At 45.1% G+C, this 16,792-nt stretch carries 20 protein-coding genes; 11 read left to right on the plus strand and 9 right to left on the minus strand.

The features are described from left to right. Positions 1-44: 44 nt before the first annotated feature. On the minus strand, positions 45-407 hold the full coding sequence (locus N2245_RS11695) for a winged helix-turn-helix transcriptional regulator (RefSeq protein ID WP_494536917.1): 363 nt from the start codon (positions 405-407) through the stop codon (positions 45-47). A 96-nt stretch (positions 408-503) separates the two neighbouring features. Between N2245_RS11695 and N2245_RS11700 the strand changes: the two genes are divergently transcribed. From N2245_RS11700 to N2245_RS11710, 3 genes are all read left to right on the plus strand, one after another. After that, positions 504-1,058 (plus strand): YceI family protein, encoded by a 555-nt coding sequence (locus N2245_RS11700; RefSeq protein ID WP_494536918.1) that lies wholly within the window; start codon positions 504-506, stop codon positions 1,056-1,058. Positions 1,059-1,220: 162 nt separating this feature from the next. Next, positions 1,221-3,197 (plus strand): excinuclease ABC subunit UvrB, encoded by a 1,977-nt coding sequence (gene uvrB / locus N2245_RS11705; protein WP_494536919.1) that lies wholly within the window; start codon positions 1,221-1,223, stop codon positions 3,195-3,197. A 15-nt stretch (positions 3,198-3,212) separates the two neighbouring features. After that, positions 3,213-3,995, plus strand: a complete 783-nt coding sequence (locus N2245_RS11710; protein ID WP_494536920.1) for a slipin family protein — start codon at positions 3,213-3,215, stop codon at positions 3,993-3,995. Between the two features lie 10 nt (positions 3,996-4,005). Here the strand turns inward: N2245_RS11710 and N2245_RS11715 are convergent, their stop codons facing one another. After that, positions 4,006-5,358 (minus strand): MFS transporter, encoded by a 1,353-nt coding sequence (locus tag N2245_RS11715; protein WP_494536921.1) that lies wholly within the window; start codon positions 5,356-5,358, stop codon positions 4,006-4,008. Next, complete coding sequence (locus tag N2245_RS11720) at positions 5,355-5,567, minus strand: DUF951 domain-containing protein (protein ID WP_494536922.1); 213 nt, start codon at positions 5,565-5,567, stop codon at positions 5,355-5,357. Before N2245_RS11720 ends, N2245_RS11715 begins: the two co-directional genes overlap by 4 nt. Positions 5,568-5,826: 259 nt before the next feature. Between N2245_RS11720 and N2245_RS11725 the strand changes: the two genes are divergently transcribed. Beyond that, a complete protein-coding gene (locus N2245_RS11725; protein ID WP_494536923.1) occupies positions 5,827-6,549 on the plus strand; it encodes a GNAT family N-acetyltransferase in 723 nt (240 codons plus the stop codon). A 2-nt stretch (positions 6,550-6,551) separates the two neighbouring features. On the opposite strand, the gene N2245_RS11730 is transcribed toward N2245_RS11725, so the two are convergent. Then, positions 6,552-7,001, minus strand: a complete 450-nt coding sequence (locus N2245_RS11730; protein WP_494536924.1) for a hypothetical protein — start codon at positions 6,999-7,001, stop codon at positions 6,552-6,554. Positions 7,002-7,227: 226 nt separating this feature from the next. Between N2245_RS11730 and rplS the strand changes: the two genes are divergently transcribed. Genes rplS through N2245_RS11745 form a run of 3 tightly spaced genes read left to right on the plus strand, consistent with a single transcriptional unit; the run spans position 7,228 to position 8,624 of the window. Continuing rightward, positions 7,228-7,584, plus strand: coding sequence for a 50S ribosomal protein L19 (rplS, locus tag N2245_RS11735; protein WP_494536925.1), 357 nt, complete (start codon positions 7,228-7,230; stop codon positions 7,582-7,584). Between the two features lie 10 nt (positions 7,585-7,594). Then, complete coding sequence (gene rnhB, locus N2245_RS11740) at positions 7,595-8,254, plus strand: ribonuclease HII (protein WP_494536926.1); 660 nt, start codon at positions 7,595-7,597, stop codon at positions 8,252-8,254. Beyond that, the gene (locus tag N2245_RS11745; RefSeq protein ID WP_494536927.1) at positions 8,247-8,624 is read left to right on the plus strand and encodes a YraN family protein; all 378 of its coding nucleotides are present in this window, start codon (positions 8,247-8,249) and stop codon (positions 8,622-8,624) included. Before rnhB ends, N2245_RS11745 begins: the two co-directional genes overlap by 8 nt. On the opposite strand, the gene N2245_RS11750 is transcribed toward N2245_RS11745, so the two are convergent. From N2245_RS11750 to N2245_RS11765, 4 genes are read right to left on the minus strand one after another with little or no spacing between them, the layout of a single operon-like run. After that, positions 8,621-9,340 (minus strand): DUF8738 domain-containing protein, encoded by a 720-nt coding sequence (locus N2245_RS11750; RefSeq protein WP_494536928.1) that lies wholly within the window; start codon positions 9,338-9,340, stop codon positions 8,621-8,623. The genes N2245_RS11745 and N2245_RS11750 overlap by 4 nt on opposite strands. 26 nt (positions 9,341-9,366) lie before the next feature. Beyond that, entirely contained in the window at positions 9,367-9,966 is a 600-nt protein-coding gene (pgsA, locus tag N2245_RS11755; RefSeq protein ID WP_494536929.1) for a CDP-diacylglycerol--glycerol-3-phosphate 3-phosphatidyltransferase, read from the minus strand. Then, positions 9,957-10,895 carry a helix-turn-helix domain-containing protein gene (locus N2245_RS11760; protein ID WP_494536930.1) on the minus strand — a complete coding sequence of 313 codons (939 nt, stop codon included), beginning with the start codon at positions 10,893-10,895 and terminating at the stop codon, positions 9,957-9,959. Before N2245_RS11760 ends, pgsA begins: the two co-directional genes overlap by 10 nt. Positions 10,896-10,939: 44 nt before the next feature. Beyond that, positions 10,940-12,211, minus strand: a complete 1,272-nt coding sequence (locus N2245_RS11765; protein ID WP_494536931.1) for a S41 family peptidase — start codon at positions 12,209-12,211, stop codon at positions 10,940-10,942. A 99-nt stretch (positions 12,212-12,310) separates the two neighbouring features. Here N2245_RS11765 and N2245_RS11770 point away from each other — a divergent pair, with 99 nt between their 5' ends. From N2245_RS11770 to coaBC, 4 genes are read left to right on the plus strand one after another with little or no spacing between them, the layout of a single operon-like run. Next, positions 12,311-13,186 (plus strand): Rossmann-like and DUF2520 domain-containing protein, encoded by an 876-nt coding sequence (locus tag N2245_RS11770; protein WP_494536932.1) that lies wholly within the window; start codon positions 12,311-12,313, stop codon positions 13,184-13,186. Beyond that, a complete protein-coding gene (panC, locus tag N2245_RS11775) occupies positions 13,183-14,052 on the plus strand; it encodes a pantoate--beta-alanine ligase (RefSeq protein WP_494536933.1) in 870 nt (289 codons plus the stop codon). Before N2245_RS11770 ends, panC begins: the two co-directional genes overlap by 4 nt. 3 nt (positions 14,053-14,055) lie before the next feature. Continuing rightward, complete coding sequence (locus N2245_RS11780; protein ID WP_494536934.1) at positions 14,056-14,844, plus strand: type III pantothenate kinase; 789 nt, start codon at positions 14,056-14,058, stop codon at positions 14,842-14,844. Next, positions 14,837-16,030, plus strand: a complete 1,194-nt coding sequence (gene coaBC, locus N2245_RS11785; protein WP_494536935.1) for a bifunctional phosphopantothenoylcysteine decarboxylase/phosphopantothenate--cysteine ligase CoaBC — start codon at positions 14,837-14,839, stop codon at positions 16,028-16,030. The genes N2245_RS11780 and coaBC overlap by 8 nt, the downstream gene beginning before the upstream one ends. Here the strand turns inward: coaBC and N2245_RS11790 are convergent, their stop codons facing one another. Further along, positions 16,031-16,768, minus strand: coding sequence for a rhomboid family intramembrane serine protease (locus tag N2245_RS11790; protein WP_494536936.1), 738 nt, complete (start codon positions 16,766-16,768; stop codon positions 16,031-16,033). Positions 16,769-16,792: the final 24 nt, after the last annotated feature.

Below are 16,792 nucleotides of genomic sequence, written 5' to 3' on the forward strand. Positions count from 1 at the left end.
ATTACCTAGCTGTCGTATCGTTGCTTGATCACCCAACTCTAAGATTATGAAACGGTTCTAATCTCTTCCGTGGACTCGTGTTTGGCCAGCCACTCGTGGGCCCACCTTGATACCGCTTCTACTATCTCAGCTAGATCTTCCCCCTTGGGTGTCAACTTATACTCTATCCGTACTGGCGTCTCCGGATAGACATGGCGCTCTACTATGCCTTCTTCCTCCAATTCTTTCAAACGCTCGGAAAGCATACGATCGCTAAGGTCAGGTATAGATTCTCGCAGATCTGAGAACCTGTTCACCCCAGAGAGCAGCGCTCTTATGATGGCACCAGTCCACCTTCGTCCGATCAATTCGATCGTTTTCTGGTAGTACGGACAGAATACATCGTGTTTGATTCTATGATCCTCCATCCTAATACAATTGTAAACGTTGCGCGCTCTCTTGACAACGGTTTACACGAAAGATAAAATTGGTTATCAAAAGTAAGTTGCTTATAGGAGGGAAGTATGTCAATAGAAACCGGTGAAAAGGTCCGCACTGCTTGGGTGATCGATTCTGCGCACTCGGTTGTAGAGTTCTCTGTGCGTCATATGGTGGTATCGACGGTCAAAGGTTACTTTCGCAGATTTGAGGGAATCATCCATGCTGATGAGGATTATCCAGAGAATTCCCAGGTAGAAGCTAAGATAGAAGCTAGCAGCGTCGATACGGGAGACAGTAAGCGTGATGAACATCTACGCTCAGATGATTTCTTCAACGCCGAGAGGTATCCTTATATCTTGTTCTCAAGCACTAAGATTGAACGGACAGGTGAGAACACAGCTGATGTACACGGTAATCTTACTATCCGGGACGTAACTCTGCCGGTAGTGTTGCATACTACATTTGAGGGGCAGCTAATCGATGCATATGGCAAACAGAGAGCAGCCTTTAGTGCTGAAACGGAAATCAATCGCAAGGATTATGGACTTCGTTGGAATGCCTTGCTTGAAAGCGGTCAGGCAGTTGTAAGCGATAAGGTCAAGATTGCCTTGTATATTGCTGCCGTGAAATCAGAATAAGACTGCTTTTTGGATCAAATTGTGAGTCCCTGGTGCTTTGACTGATAAAAGGTACCAGGGACTTCTTCTTTATCGGGGGAGGTTAGATCTTCAGTTCGTTTATATATTCCGTGTCAGATATAATGAACTTGACTTACATAATGGTGTGATTGGGTTGGAGTTATGGGTGAGTTCAAGATAGTATCTGACCTTCGGCCTGTAGGTGATCAGCCCAAGGCGATAGAGTCCTTGGTTGAAGGTGTAAATGCAGGTATGCGACATCAAACCCTGCTAGGCGCTACAGGGACGGGGAAGACCTTCACAGTAGCCAATGTTATAGAACGTCTGCAGCGTCCTACTTTGGTTATAGCTCACAATAAGACTCTTGCAGCTCAGCTTTATGCTGAGTTCAAGGAATTTTTCCCCAATAATGCAGTTGAGTATTTTGTTAGCTACTATGACTACTATCAGCCTGAGGCTTATATTCCTCAGACCGATACATACATAGAAAAAGATACCGAGATCAACGACGAGATAGATAAGCTGCGTCATGCCGCTACTATGGCTCTCCTAGAGAGGCGAGATGTCATAATCGTCGCCAGCGTGTCATGTATTTATGGTCTCGGCTCTCCAGAAGAGTACAGTAAGTTCGTTATATCTCTCAAGCGGGGAGATACTGTACGACTCAGTAAGGTCATCCGTCGCCTGGTAGAGGCGCAATATGATCGGAATGATCAGTCTTTGTCAAGAGGTACGTTTAGAGTTAGAGGAGATACTCTTGAGATACAGCCTGCTTATGATGAGATAGCTCTAAGAATCGAGTTCTTTGGTGACGAGGTGGACAGGATTACCGAGATAGATCCCCTCACTGGCGAGGTGCTTATTGAGCGCACCAGAGCAGATATATATCCTAGAAAGCACTTCGTGACATCTCAAGAGAGGCTTCAAGAGGCTATCAAGGCTATCAGAGAAGAGCTTGAGGAACGCTATAAATGGTTTATGGAGCAGGGCAAGATAGTTGAAGCTGAAAGGCTCAAGCAGAGAACCTTGTATGATCTTGAGATGCTCTCCGAAGCTGGTTACTGTTCAGGTGTCGAGAACTACTCAAGACACCTGTCGGGACGTAAACCTGGGGAGCCCCCTATAACGTTGCTTGACTATTTCCCTGACGATTTCCTGCTTATAGTCGATGAGTCCCATATTACTCTGCCTCAGATCAGAGGAATGTATGCAGGCGACCGATCGCGGAAAGAGGTGCTCGTTCAGTATGGCTTCAGACTACCATCAGCGTTAGATAACCGCCCATTAACGTTCGATGAATTTCAATCCCATATAGTCAACGCCATATACGTTTCGGCTACTCCTGGCCCATGGGAGGAGGAGCACTCAGAACAGATCGTCCATCAGATCATTAGGCCTACTGGACTGCTTGATCCGGAGATCAGCGTTCGTCCTACGGAAGGTCAGATAGACGACCTCCTGGATGAGGTTCACGAGAGAGTATCCAAGGGACAGAGGGTGATAATAACTACGCTCAATAAGCGTATGGCTGAGGAACTCTCTGATTACCTGAGCGAGATGGGTATCAAGAACCGCTATATCCATCATGAGATAGATACTTTGGAGCGTGTTGAGATACTTCGCGATCTACGCCTTGGAGTATATGATGTGATAGTAGGCATAAACCTTTTGAGGGAGGGACTAGATCTCCCGGAGGTATCCTTAGTAGCTATCCTAGACGCTGATAAGGAAGGCTTTTTACGTTCTGAGAGATCGCTTATACAGATGATCGGTAGGGCTGCTCGTCATGTTGAAGGCAAGGTTATCATGTATGCAGACACCATCACTGAGTCGATGCAGAAGGCTATAGATGAAACGAACCGTAGACGTGCTATTCAGATGGAGTACAACCTCAAGCACAATATAGTACCTGCAAGCATAGTCAAGGAAGTGCGTGATATTACTGAGAGAGTCAAGGCTATTGCTGAGTCTAAGGAGCAATATCGAGCGGACGGTGCTGTGAGTCTATCCAAGGATGAGATATTCAGGATGATAAAGGATCTGGAATCTCAGATGAAACAGGCCGCTAAGGCGTTAGAGTTTGAGAAAGCAGCTATCTTGCGTGATCAGATAGCTGAGCTTCGCAAGATAGCTATGTAATCGAGGAGCAGTGCTATGCTATATGTGATTATAGTTCTGATAATAGTTCTAGCGTTATTGGTACGTGCTTCTTTACGGGTGACTCAGGAGTATGAACGCGGAGTCATCTTCAGGCTGGGAAGATTTGCTGGTGTAAGGGGGCCTGGTCTGATCCCTCTCATTCCTCTTATCGAGCGCATGGTCAGAGTAGATCTACGTGTGGTTACCATGGATGTCCCTGCTCAGGAGGTGATAACCCGTGACAACGTATCGGTCAGGGTCAATGCTGTGGTCTACTTTAGGGTATTTGATCCTAAGATGGCCGTCATTAATGTAGTTGATTATATAAAGTCCACCTTCCAGATAGCCCAGACTACCCTCAGAAGTGTACTTGGACAATCGGAGCTAGATGAGCTTTTAGCGCATCGAGAGAAGATTAACGACACTCTGCAGAAGATAATTGATGAGCAGACTGAGCCTTGGGGTGTCAAGGTAAGTATAGTAGAGGTAAAGGATGTAGAGCTGCCAGAAGGTATGCAACGTGCTATGGCCCGCCAGGCCGAAGCTGAACGCGAGAAAAGAGCTAAAATTATACATGCTGAAGGCGAGTATGAATCTTCGCAAAGACTAAGGGATGCTGCAGCTATAATGGCGCAAGAACCTATAAGTTTACAGTTACGTTACCTACAGACCTTAACCGAGATAGCGGCTGACCAAAATTCGACGTTGATATTCCCAGTGCCTGTTGACCTTCTTAGGGAGTTCTTGCACAAGGATCCTAATCCTGTAGATAGCGGCTACAACAGAGATAGTAGATAAGGTTTTTCTGTTAAGCTTTTGAGTCCTTCCCAGGAAATGTCTCTGTGATACCTATCTTTGCTTTATCCCAGTTCCTGTTGTTCTGTAAGAACAAGTATTGACTGCTAGCTCCAACGGTAACAATAAATAGCCCGATTATAGTCATCGTCTGTAATATGCCTATGTGGTCTGCTATGCTACCTGCAAGCAATATAGGGAAAAAGGATGCTGCATTAGAAACTGTGTAGAATGTCGACAGGACTCGAGCTCGATTGTAATCGTGTGATTTCTCTTGAAGTACTGTCTGCGCAGGTATAGCCACAAAAGCTGCCGAGAATCCAAATAACATGCTTAGTAATACTGCAACGAAAGTCGTTAACCAAGAAGGCGTAATTACTGATGCGTTCTCTGCTATGAGATGCGTGATGGGAGTAGTAATTGCTAGTCCTAGCACACTAACTCCTACACCCATTAGTCCGAAATGTATCATCTCGTGCCTGTTGCTAGGCTTAGCCAACTTATTGACCAATATTATTCCCAGTAAAGTGAAGATGCCTGCAGGTGCAAGTAGTAATCCTAAATCCTCTGATCTTATATGCAGTATGTTTGTTACAAACGAAGGTCCTAATGTACCTAGCATTAAGTAGCTGGAGTTGGCGATCGACAAGTGTATGATGGTGATCGCTAAGGATCTTCTTTCAATGATAAAGTGCCAGCCTTCTCTTAGATCCTGCCATATCTTTTCAAGGCTGATTCCTTCACCCGTCCTTGGCCGTATATCGGGAATGGGCAGAGTTGCAATCACTATTGCTGCGATCGCATACAGGATAGCTATGAGTATGAATACGGTCCTAAGCCCCATGAAGCGTATGAGCAACCACCCTATTATGGTAAATCCTAGGAACTGAGAAGCCATGAAAGTCAAGTTATATAGCGAGTTCGCAGTTATTAATGCTCGCTTTCCTACTATCCTCGGTATAACAGCCCCCTCTGCAGGAGCGAAGAATTGAGCTGAAGAAGCTAGCACAAAGCTAGCTAAGTACACTCTAGGCATATCCGAGCTGTCGTTGACGAACACGTAACTTGCTACGGCAAGTGCTCTTATTATATTGCTGGCCGCCATCACAGTACGTTTGTTCCAATGGTCAACTAGGACGCCAGCTATGCTACTGAAGATGACAGCTGGTAAACTAAAGGATAGTATTATGAAGCTTACGTGAGCTGTTGAACCAGTTATGGTTTGCGTCAGAATTAGTAGAGCAAAGTTGATTACGTTTTGAGAGGTCTGAGTAAGAGCCTGCATGGCCCATAATGTAAGGAAAATAGGATTAAGTATGCTTGGCTCTATTTCTGGCTTTCTTAGCGATGTAGATATATTACTCACGTGGTTTCCTCAACTGAGGGAGCTGGGATCCTCTTCTTTACTCGTTTTTCTAGCTCGCTTCTAGGCATAAGCACCTTTCGACCGCATTCGTGACACTTTATACCTATATCAGCTCCTAGTCTTATAACGGTCCAGGTATAGCCACCGCACGGGTGTGGCTTCCTTAACTCAAGTATGTCTCCTATCTCGAAGTCTATGGGCTTAGGCATGGTGTTATCCTTACTAAGATCTGTCGTTCACAGATCGATACGAAGAATTCTAGCAAACACTATTCAGTTTATACTTTCAATGCTGTAGCATATATCTCATTTGTTTATACTTCATCTATCCAGGGAGTAAAATAACATAGTAGTCACTGAAAGCAGGTAACTCTAGGGAATGCGGTTTGCGTTACCAGTTCCACTTGATCCACAAAGCGCTTCTGATCTGAGGCTTCCATGGACCAGTCTTCTTTCTCGGGAAGATTTAGTGCAACATGTTGCTAAATACCCAGGTATGTCTTGGTATGTGCCTGGTACGAATGCGTATCTTATAGCAGGTCCATGGAGGAACAGGGATGACATAGTTGAGATATTAGAATCCAGGGGCGATAGGTATAGGTCAGCTTTGTGGACATCTCTTATGGAATCTATAGTCAACACTACCGGAGCAATTATCGTCGACCCTACCGAATACAAGTCAGCTGCTCATTTCTATCATACTGTCAAGGTTTCTTGTTTAGAAACAATATTGATGCTGAGAAGCACTCATATACCTGGGCCGGAGGTAAATGTGGAAGTAGAGATACAATCAGTGCTCAAGAGGGGGGTAGCTGAACTAATATCAATAGATTGGGAGTCTTTTCCATGGCTCTGGCGGAACTCACGTCGGGAATTTGAAGAATATCTTGACTCTCCTGGTGTTCAAGCATGGGTGGCCTACAAATCTGAAGAACCTATTGGATACGTAAGCCTAACTCTCTACGACGATTGGGGGCATATAGATAGATTAGCTGTTAGGCCAAAATTTCAAGGTAGGGGCTATGGGGCTCAACTATTATCCTGGGCCCTTAGGCAGCTCCATGTTATGGGAGCTAAGTATGCACAGCTAAGCACTCAAGAGACTAATGAAAGGTCTTTCAAACTATATTCATCGTTTGGGTTCAAATTATGCAGAGGTGGCTACAAGATATACGGGAAGTATCTAGGATAAAACTAACGCCTCTTAAACCTATCTCTAAAGTCCCTAGATGATCCGTTAAACCTATCTATCATGTTATCCCAAGGGTTGCTATCATCCACAGGTCTGCCTCGCCATAGCTTCTCCGGTCTATCTTGTGGTCTCCACCTTAGAGCACCAAAGACGCTTGGTAGTAAGAACAGGATTGCACCGATTACGGCTATCCAATCCTGGATAACACCAAGCCCTGAGAGCAATGTGGATGATATAAAGATTAATAGCACACCTAATATCAGCAGCTCGCTGTCCCTTAATCCTGACCCAAGCTTACCTGCTACCTTATTCATAATTGCTGAAAAAGACATTCTACGGCGCGGCAGCACCGGGGGTATATCCCTATAAGTCTTGGAGGTTGTGCGTCTTGGGGATTCTTTGGATTCGAGTCGTGCTATTATTTCCTCTATTTCCTTCTCGTACTTATGCATCTTCGCCCCCCGAAATAACCGCCTCTTCTAGCAATTTATAGTCTAGTTGAGAGGGGTTGTCAATATCTGCGCTAGGTGATTCGTTGATTAGCACAGCGCACGAGAACACTTTGACACCGGCTGTTGTAAATCAGTAAAATGCCTGTTGGCATTCTTTTCGTGTAAAAGCTCTTACCTTCACACAAAAGTTGGCTAAAACATTCTTAATACTAGGAGTGTGATTTCGATGTCCCAAGAAGTTCTAGCTTCTGTTGCTCAGCAGCAATTAAGATCTGATATACCAGACTTTGGTCCTGGTGATACCGTGCGCGTCCATGCCCGGGTTGTGGAAGGCAACCGCGAGAGGATTCAAATTTTTGAGGGGGTTGTGCTTCGACGTAGGGGTAGTGGTATATCTGAAAACTTTACCGTGAGAAGGATCGCTTCCCATGGAATTGGGGTCGAGCGCAACTTTCTGTTGCACTCACCTCGTATTGATAAAATCGAGGTCGTAAGACGTGCCAAAGTGCGTCGCGCTAAAATCTATTACCTAAGAAATCTCCGTGGTAAGGCTGCTAGGCTAAAGGAGAAGCGCACTCAGTAGAGTAAGTGCTATGTGCGCTTCCATAGCTCCTATAGAGGAAAATGGATTTCACCCATTCGAGCCAACTCTGTGGCGCCAAGGGTATGCTTATGTAGCTGGACTGGATGAGGCCGGTCGAGGCGCTTGGGCTGGCCCGGTATTTGGGGCTGCAGTGGTGCTTCCTCCTGACCTCAGCACTTTAGGGTCCCTTGCTCAGGTCGTCAGGGACTCTAAAGTGCTATCACCCAACGCAAGAGAGTTAGCATACGAAGCCATAAGAGCAACAGCATTATATATCGGCATTGGTGCAAGTACTCCTGATGAAATTGATACTTTGGGTATAGCTAGGGCTACTGAGTTGGCGTGGCTTCGTGCCCTACGAGACGTCGATTTACCGGACGTACTTCTAATTGATGCGTTCAAGATTAGAGCTTGTTTCATTAATCAGGTATCGATAGTTGATGGTGATGCTCTCTGTCTATCTATAGCTGCTGCTTCTGTGGTAGCTAAGGTTTCGAGAGATCGGTACATGGCAGCTCTTACAGAATACGTTCCAGGTTTCAGCTTTCATAAACATAAGGGTTATGGCACACGCGAGCATCAGGCTGAGATAGCTATCTATGGTGTCACCCCTCAACATAGACGCTCATTCGCTCCTATAAGCGCTGTGCTAGGTGCAGGACATGAGTAGATCTCTTGGGCGTATTGGCGAAGATTATGCCTGTAATTTTTTGCTATCAAAAGGATATAAGCTCATTGCGCGAAATTGGCGATGTCGGCAAGGCGAGATAGATATCATTTTTCAAGACAAAGATGAAATCGTATTTGTCGAGGTTAAGACTCGCTCCAGCCTAAGTTTGGGCACCCCTGAGGAATCTATCGATGTACATAAGGCCAGGCGATTACTTGTCCTAGCTAAGATATGGATTTTCGAATGTTATGACGGGGAAAAGGATCCACCCGTGAGGTTTGATGCTGTGACTGTTACGATCTCTCGTGGTGGGAGAGTAATAGGCTCAAATCATATACAGAATTGTATTATGCCCGGTGACTACGACTAGCATAACACAGCCCTGCCACCCCTATCGGTATGGACTTCATATATTTCCCCCTCAGCTTTCAACCTGACTCTGAATCCAGGTGTGATGACTTGCATATACATCATGCCAGGTTCTGGGCATCCGAGGGAGCTGTCGCTCCAGTTTTCAGGCACGATACTTACTAACTCTATTTCCCCTAGCCGCAGCCCCTTTTTGCTAGCTAGCTCTCTTTTAGCTGCTATAACGGCTCTTTCTTCAATAGCTGATGAAATATCATCTTGACCTTGTTCGTTGTTATCGCACATTATGGCATTTCCTCTCCTGTCCGTATGGACCTCAAATTTTTGGTTATCATATTCGAGCAAGATTATATACCCAGGAGTCATAACTTGGCTGTAGGCCCTGCCCTTTTCTGCGCAACCCAAGGAAGTATCTGGCCATTCATTAGGTGTAACCTGAATTACTCTGATTAGTCTTGGGTCGGTGTTAAGCCTTCGGCTAAGATAATCGACTGCTGTAGCTGCTGCCAGCCGCTGAGCGGAAGGGGTGACCTCAGCTGGTATCGTTGGGATAATTTCGGTGGTTATGGTAGGAAGAGGCGTGTTTGACGGAGAGATCTGGGCCGTTCTCCAACTGGTTGTCTGTGTGGCGTTGTATCCTGTTTTGCTGGCACCACAAGCCATACAAAGTAGGATCAAGCATATGAAAGCTATGGTGTTTAGTCTTACTATACTCATCTCTATTTGTGACTTGACCAATAAGTCTAGTGTTTCATCATTTGAAAGAGAACGTATCTGGCATTATACACATACCTTAAGCCGCTTGTGATGGTAAGAACAACCGCTATGTACGTTATGAAATAGGCGAGTATTTGCATCGGCGTTACACTCGATATGGAAATATTCGCAGGTAGTTGACTTCCAGCAAAACCTATGAAAAGCATGAATATAGCCACATTTGTGACGAGCGTCTTGTGTTTTCCCCAAGCTGCAGCAGGTATTATCAAACCTTCTGCTGCAGCTACCGTTCTCAGCCCGGATACTATAAACTCTCTAGTTATAATGAGGGCTGCGGGCCATGTGGGGAGTATTCCTAAATCCACAAAGACTAAAAGTACACACGAGGTGAGTATCTTGTCGGCCACCAAGTCGAGATATATGCCCAAGGTGCTAGCTTTACCTGACCTACGTGCAATGTAGCCATCTAGTAAATCAGAGATGGCCGCTATAAGGAATATCGCAGCTGCTGGAACAAAAAGAGAAGGAGGGTGCCATAGTACGAGTCCCAATATTATAGGAACTGCTAGAATTCTAGCTATACTAATGGCGTCGGCTAATCGAACCCTTTGAACTATCACGAGCATCTATAGTAATTGCTTGGAAAGTAGTAATAGGCAATAACACAACCTGGACACCCATACTGATCCAGAGTCTTGGCAGCGCAGCCGTTTATGGACACTAATAGGTGCTGAGCATTATTAGAGTATATATACAGCTGGTTATAAGCTCCAAAGTCTTTCTCCTGCCCCTGTTTCATCACCCCCGAGAAGACCACATCTCCATCTGACCTAACCACGACGTTACCAGTAGCTAAAGCCTCAAGGTGTGCTATCACGTTTCCTGCGACCTTTTTTCTCGATTCTTTGCTTGTCTTTTGAGAACGCTGACTTTTACTTTTATCTATCTTTCTTTTGTTATATGCGCTCTGCTTGCTCTTCTCGTTATTCTCTGCTGTTTTCTGGTTGTTATTAGGTGTTGAAGTTGGTGTTGGGCTGAGCTGGACCGTAGGGATAGGCTTAGATTGCCTAATGGGAGTTGGTGTAGGTACGTTGATTATTCTTGATATGGTCGGAGTCGGGGTAGTTGGTGGAATGGTTGGAAATACACTAGGTGTGGGTATGACCTCTGCAACATGCTTGTTTCTGGGACTGACTACTACCCCATATGCGAGCACGGCTATGGCGGCAATTAGTGTAGCCGCGATAGCTATAGCTCCAAAACTTGGACTAATATGGCCTTTGCTTACGGTATTTACAGCTGCTGATATCTGTCGCTCATGAGCAGCTTCTAACTCGTTGAAAGATTCTACTAACTTGTCAGAATCCAAGCCGAGAAAGTCCGCATATCTACGCAGGAAGTTCTTAGCGTAGAATGCTCCAGGCAAAAGATCGAACCTATTTTCCTCCATGGCCCTAAGGAATTCGGGGCGAATCTTTATAATTTGCGAGATATATTCGTATGTCAGCCCTTTGGAAAGCCGAGCATCTCGAAGAGCTTCCCCTATGTCTTGCATAGGTCCTCCAAGTGATTTTCTTTGACTGCCTATTATAGTGATGTTTAGGGTACCAGGGCACTAACCTTATAAGAGACCTTAAATCCTTGGTTTGCTATCTCTTGCTTGAGTACCTCCACTGCCTTCTCAAATTGTGGGCCATTTGTGCCGTTATCTTGTTCTGTACTCTTTACTACATAATCTGGAGTCAAACCCTTGCCGTTTATATCCTTCTTATCGGGTGTAAGCCAATGGGCTACAGTAATATGCACGCTCGAGCCATCTGCCATAGTGTGAACTCGCTGCTCTGATCCTTTGCCAAAGGTTGTCTCTCCCACAAGCTTAGCCCTACCTCTTGCCTGCAGGGCACCTGATACTATCTCGCTAGCACTCGCAGTGCCCTTGTTTACAAGTACGACCATAGGAAGATCATACATATTTACTTTGCCAGTGATAACGTTTAAGGGATGCTCTCCCCCTGGTCCCTTGGTGGTATCTTCATACATAGCCACCCCACCGTCGAGGAATCTGCCTAGCATCTCTCTAGCAGCTTGTACCCATCCACCACCGTTATCTCTCAGGTCCAAGATTATGCCTTTGACCTTGTCCTTTTTGGCTTGACTTATAGCCTTGTCCAACTCTGAAGTAGTATTGTCACCAAATATAGTTACTCTAATGTAACCGATATTTCCGTTCACTAGTTGATAGCTAACTTGTGGAACTTTGATATCTGCCCTATAAATTTTTACATCAAAAGTCTTATTTCCCCTCTTGATTGTGAGAGTTACTGGTGTTCCCTTAGGTCCTCTAATCTTGCTTATTACTTCATTGCTATCCATCTTCGAGACATCTTCACCGTTGACTGCTACGATGATATCACCTCTTTGTAGTCCGGCTTTTTCGGCGGGTGAGTCATCGATTGGAGCAACTATTACTGGCTGCTTGTTTTTGAATTCCACATAGACTCCAATGCCTTCAAACTTTCCACTCATCTCCTGTTGAAGATATTCAGCTTGTTGTGGCGGCAAGAAGGTGCTGTAAGGATCGCCGAGGGTACCTACCATTCCCTCGGCTGCTCCATAAAGTAGCTTCTTGCCGTCTACAGGTCTGCCATAGTATTCCTGGTTTATCAGTTGGTAGGTCTCTTGCAGTACTTTCCAAACCTGGTCGGTCGACTGATCCTGTGACTTATTGTCTGTAAATAATGAGGCAATATTGGTAAGGTTACCGCCTCTTTCTGAGTAAACATAGCCCGTAAATATGCCCATAAAGAATATAAGTAGGACTAATAACGTGGTGGTAACACCTATAAGAAAGCTCTTCCACTTGCTTGACATGCTTTCCCCTTTCATCGATTTATGTTACTCTCCCTACATGATACCCCTATTCTTAGGTAACTTCTAAGCTAGAATATCCACAGAAAATTGACTCTCGAGGTGCACTACTCACAGTTAAGGATAGGCTTCATTGGGGCAGGTAAAGCTGCCTCAGCCTTGGCCATGGCACTTTATAGGTCTGGGTGGCAGGTTAGTGCTATTTATAGCCGATCTTGGAATAGGGCTGTTGACCTATGTAAAAGTGTGTCAGCGAATTTATGCCTTACTACTTATGACGTTCTCCTACATGCGGATGTTGTTTTCATATGTGTTCCAGATAGGTTTATACAACAAGTTGTCTATCAATTAGTCAGGTGCCCAAGCTCTCTTGAGGGTAAATTCATAGTTCATACTAGCGGTACCCTTGGAATCGATGTTCTTGAACCTGTGAGTGCGTCTGGAGGATTGATCGGTATATTTCATCCTTATCAGACCTTAGCCTCTAAGGACTCCTGGAAGTTGTTATCTGAATCCTTTGTAGGTATCGATGGTCCGGGGCCTGTCTTTAAGCTCCTGGCAGATATTGTTAGGAGCATAGCTCGCGATTTCTTTGACCTCCGTAGCGTGAATAGATTTCCATATCATATCTCGGCTGTTATGGCATCTAACTATCTGATTGCTTTATTGCTAGAATCTAGGTACTTACTTGAGAAGGCAGGTATACCACAGGATCAGGCTTATGGAGCGGTTATCTCGCTTGCTATTGGTGCTCTGCAGAATGCATCAGAGCTGGGGCTGGAGAACGCCGTCACAGGTCCACTATCAAGAGGGGACATTATGACTCTATATAAGCATGTGCAGTACTTGGAGAACGCTGAACTATACAACACCCTCACGGCCTACAAATCGCTTGGGCTATTACTTTTGAAGCATATTAAAGAAGACGAAGGTAAACATATACCAGTAGATCAGCTTGATAGTTTGTTGGGATTATGAGAGTCTTTGCAACAGTAGATGACATTCGATCTTTTAGAAAGCGCCTCACTGGCACGGTTGGTTTTGTCCCCACTATGGGTTATCTGCACCAGGGTCATGTTTCGTTAGTAAGAAGGTCCAAACAGCTTTGTGATCACACAATAGTTAGTATTTTTGTTAATCCAACTCAGTTCGGTCCTAGCGAGGATTATGATAGTTATCCTCGAGATATAGAAAGAGATCTTCATATCTTATCTTCGGAGGGTGTTGATGCTGTATTCTCCCCGAGCGTACAAGAAATGTACCCACTAGGAACGGACGTCATAGTCGACCCAGGACCGATAGCTGATAAGCTCGAGGGGGCAAGAAGACCAGGACACTTCAGGGGCGTAGCCACAATTGTATGCAAGCTGTTCAACATAATACAGCCAGATATGTCCTTTTTTGGACAGAAAGATGCTCAGCAAATAGTTGTATTGCATCGTGTCTTGACAGAGCTTCATATCCCTGTCAAGTTAGTTCCTTGCCCTACAGTGCGGGAAGATGATGGCCTTGCTATGTCCTCCAGAAATGTATACTTGACGCCTGAAGAGAGATTAGTTGCTCCTACCTTGTATCAAGCTTTGATGCTAGTAAGAGATCGATGGAGGGCGGGTGAAACTTCTTGTAACAATCTAAAGAATGCTGCTCGCGAATTCCTATCACAGCAGCCTTTGATAAACCTAGAGTACATCAGCATTGCTGATCCTTATACACTTGAAGAGCTCGATTCCTTAGTCGGTAATAAGGCTTTGGTCTCGCTTGCCGCACGTATAGGACGGGCGCGATTGATAGATAATATAGTTCTAGGATTCGAAGAAGAAGTAATAGATCTCGATAGGCGGTAAATTATGTTCATGGCCATTGATGTGGGCAATACGAACGTAGCTATAGGAGTACATGACCACTCTAGGTGGATTGCTCGTTGGCGTATTAGTACCAGTAGTACGCGTACTGCAGATGAATGGGTAGCGGTTATAAGCGAACTGCTTCATCTTGCAAATTTAACTACTGGTCACATTGATCATATAGGTATCAGCAGCGTGGTGCCAAGCGTTACTACCGAACTAAGAAATATGGCTGTTTGTCATTTTCACTTAGATCCTTTTGTGGTAGCTCCCGGTGTACGTACAGGCATCCAAATCCTTACCGATAATCCTAAGGAAGTTGGTGCTGATCGCGTGGTCAATGCCTTAGCTACCAGAGAGAAATATGGTGGACCAGCGATTGTTGTTGATTTTGGTACAGCAACTACCTTTGATGTGATATCGAACGAAGGAAATTACGTAGGTGGTGCTATAGCGCCGGGAATAGTGATATCCGCTGAAGCTCTAAGAAGGTTTACTGCTAAGCTGCATGAAGTAGAGCTAGTGCCACCGCCTAAACCTATTGGGAAGAATACTGTTGAGGCCATGCAATCCGGTATTGTTCTGGGATATGCAGCTATGGTAAACGGCCTCGTAGCAGCGATTCGTGAGCAGGTGGGCCCATGTAAAGTGATAGGTACCGGGGGGCTTGTGAGTGTTGTCTCGCAAGCTACCAAGATCTTTGATTACATAGATCCGGATCTCACCATCGATGGAATTAGGTTCATGTATTACCTCAACACTCCCAAGCCAGAAGAGTCTTTAGATGAGTAGATTTCAAGGTAAGAAGGTAATATTTGGTGTCAGTGGAAGTATCGCCGCTTATAAAGTCGTCCAAGTGGTGCGCGACCTTGCTTTGCTAGGTGCAGATGTACACGTGATAATGACCCGATCTGCTACGAGATTTGTTACTCCACTCACCTTTCAAGCATTAAGCAAGAATCGAGTATATACCTCGGCTTGGGAAGCATCTCCTGACCACCCCGAGATACATGTTGAACTGTCTCGTAATGCTGACCTGATGGTGATCGCCCCTGCTACTGCTAACACTATGGCAAAAATAGCTTTAGGGCTCGCATCAGATATTGTTAGTTTGACTGCTCTCGCCTGTAAGGCACCTATCATTGTTGTTCCTGCTATGAACGATCAGATGTGGAAGAGCAGTGTAGTTCAGTCCCACGTTGGCAAGCTGATGGAGCGTGGTGTGACGGTAATGCAACCTGGCTACGGTGATCTGGCATCAGGTGATGTCGGGTATGGGAGACTTCCTGACCCAGAAGATATATTGGGTGCTATTAGATGGCATCTAGGACGAAAAGGCCCTCTACGAGGTAGAAAACTAGTAATTACAGCTGGAGGTACCAGAGAGCCTCTTGATCCAGTCAGATATATAGGTAACAGATCCTCAGGTAAGATGGGATTGGCTCTATCCCAAGCAGCAATCGATGTGGGGGCTGATGTAACTCTTATTATCACGAATTCGGTGCAGGAATCATTACCTTGGGGAGCAGAAGTAATAAGAGTTGAGACGTCGGCTGAGATGTTAGAAGCAGTAAGTTCTGCTGTCTCCAATGCAGACATGCTCATCATGGCTGCTGCAGTTGCCGACTACACCCCTGCACAGACCAGTTCCTCCAAGATAAAGAAGACCGGCGAGGAGATCGTAGTCAGGCTAATTGAGACTCAAGACATACTGGCTTCGATTAGTGAGGTACCAATCGCTAAGGTGGGATTTGCAGCTGAGACGGAGAATTTATTACAAAACGCCAAGTCCAAGCTAACCAAGAAGAACTTGGATGTTATTATCGCAAATGATGCTGTTGAGACGATCGGCTCTGAATATGCAAAGGTAGTCATTATTTCTAAAAATAATGACTACCTTGAACTTCCCAAATCACCTAAGGAGGATGTAGCTCAGAAAATAATATCCTACTTGGTGAATTATCTCCTATCCAGATAATTATAGCCTTGGGTCGTAATAGCCTCTTGGCTTTACCTTGACTTCTCTTCCTCTAAAGAGGAAGACCAATATCAAACCAGCTACGAACCCTCCTATATGTGCCCATACTGCTACTCCGCCTGTCTGGGCAGTGGGTGCACCAAGATCAGCTATGCCTTGGAATACTTGTAGCAGTATCCAGATTCCTATAAGTATCAGGGCTGGTATATAGGTGGTGGTGATAAAGTAGAAAAATATTACTAGTGTTCTTATATTGGCTCGTGGAAACAGCACTAAATAGGCAGCAAGTACTCCAGCTATAGCACCGCTTGCTCCTACGCTTGGTATAGGGGACAGTCGATTGAAGAGGATATGTGTAATGCCAGCTATTATGCCACATGCAAGGTAGAAGATAAGATACTTCAAGTGGCCCATATTAGCTTCGACGTTATCCCCGAACACCCATAGATAAAGCATATTGCCTGCTATATGAAGCAAACCTGCGTGCATGAACATAGCAGTAAAGAGGGTAATGAATACAGGGTGTGGCGATGGAGCACCTATATCTCTTCCAAGGGTATACTCTACGGGAATAACTGCCCATCTAGTAAAAAAAGCCTCTATAGATGCTGTATTTGCAGTTAGATTAATGCCCCCTAAGCTGACTTCATATAAGTAAACCAGTATGTTTATAGCAATTAGCGTCAGGTTAACAAACGGAAATCTAGCTCTATAGTTGACATCAGAGATTGGGATCATATCTTCTCCATAACATAGTTGGGA

This window comes from Thermobaculum sp. T2p (assembly GCF_059335935.1).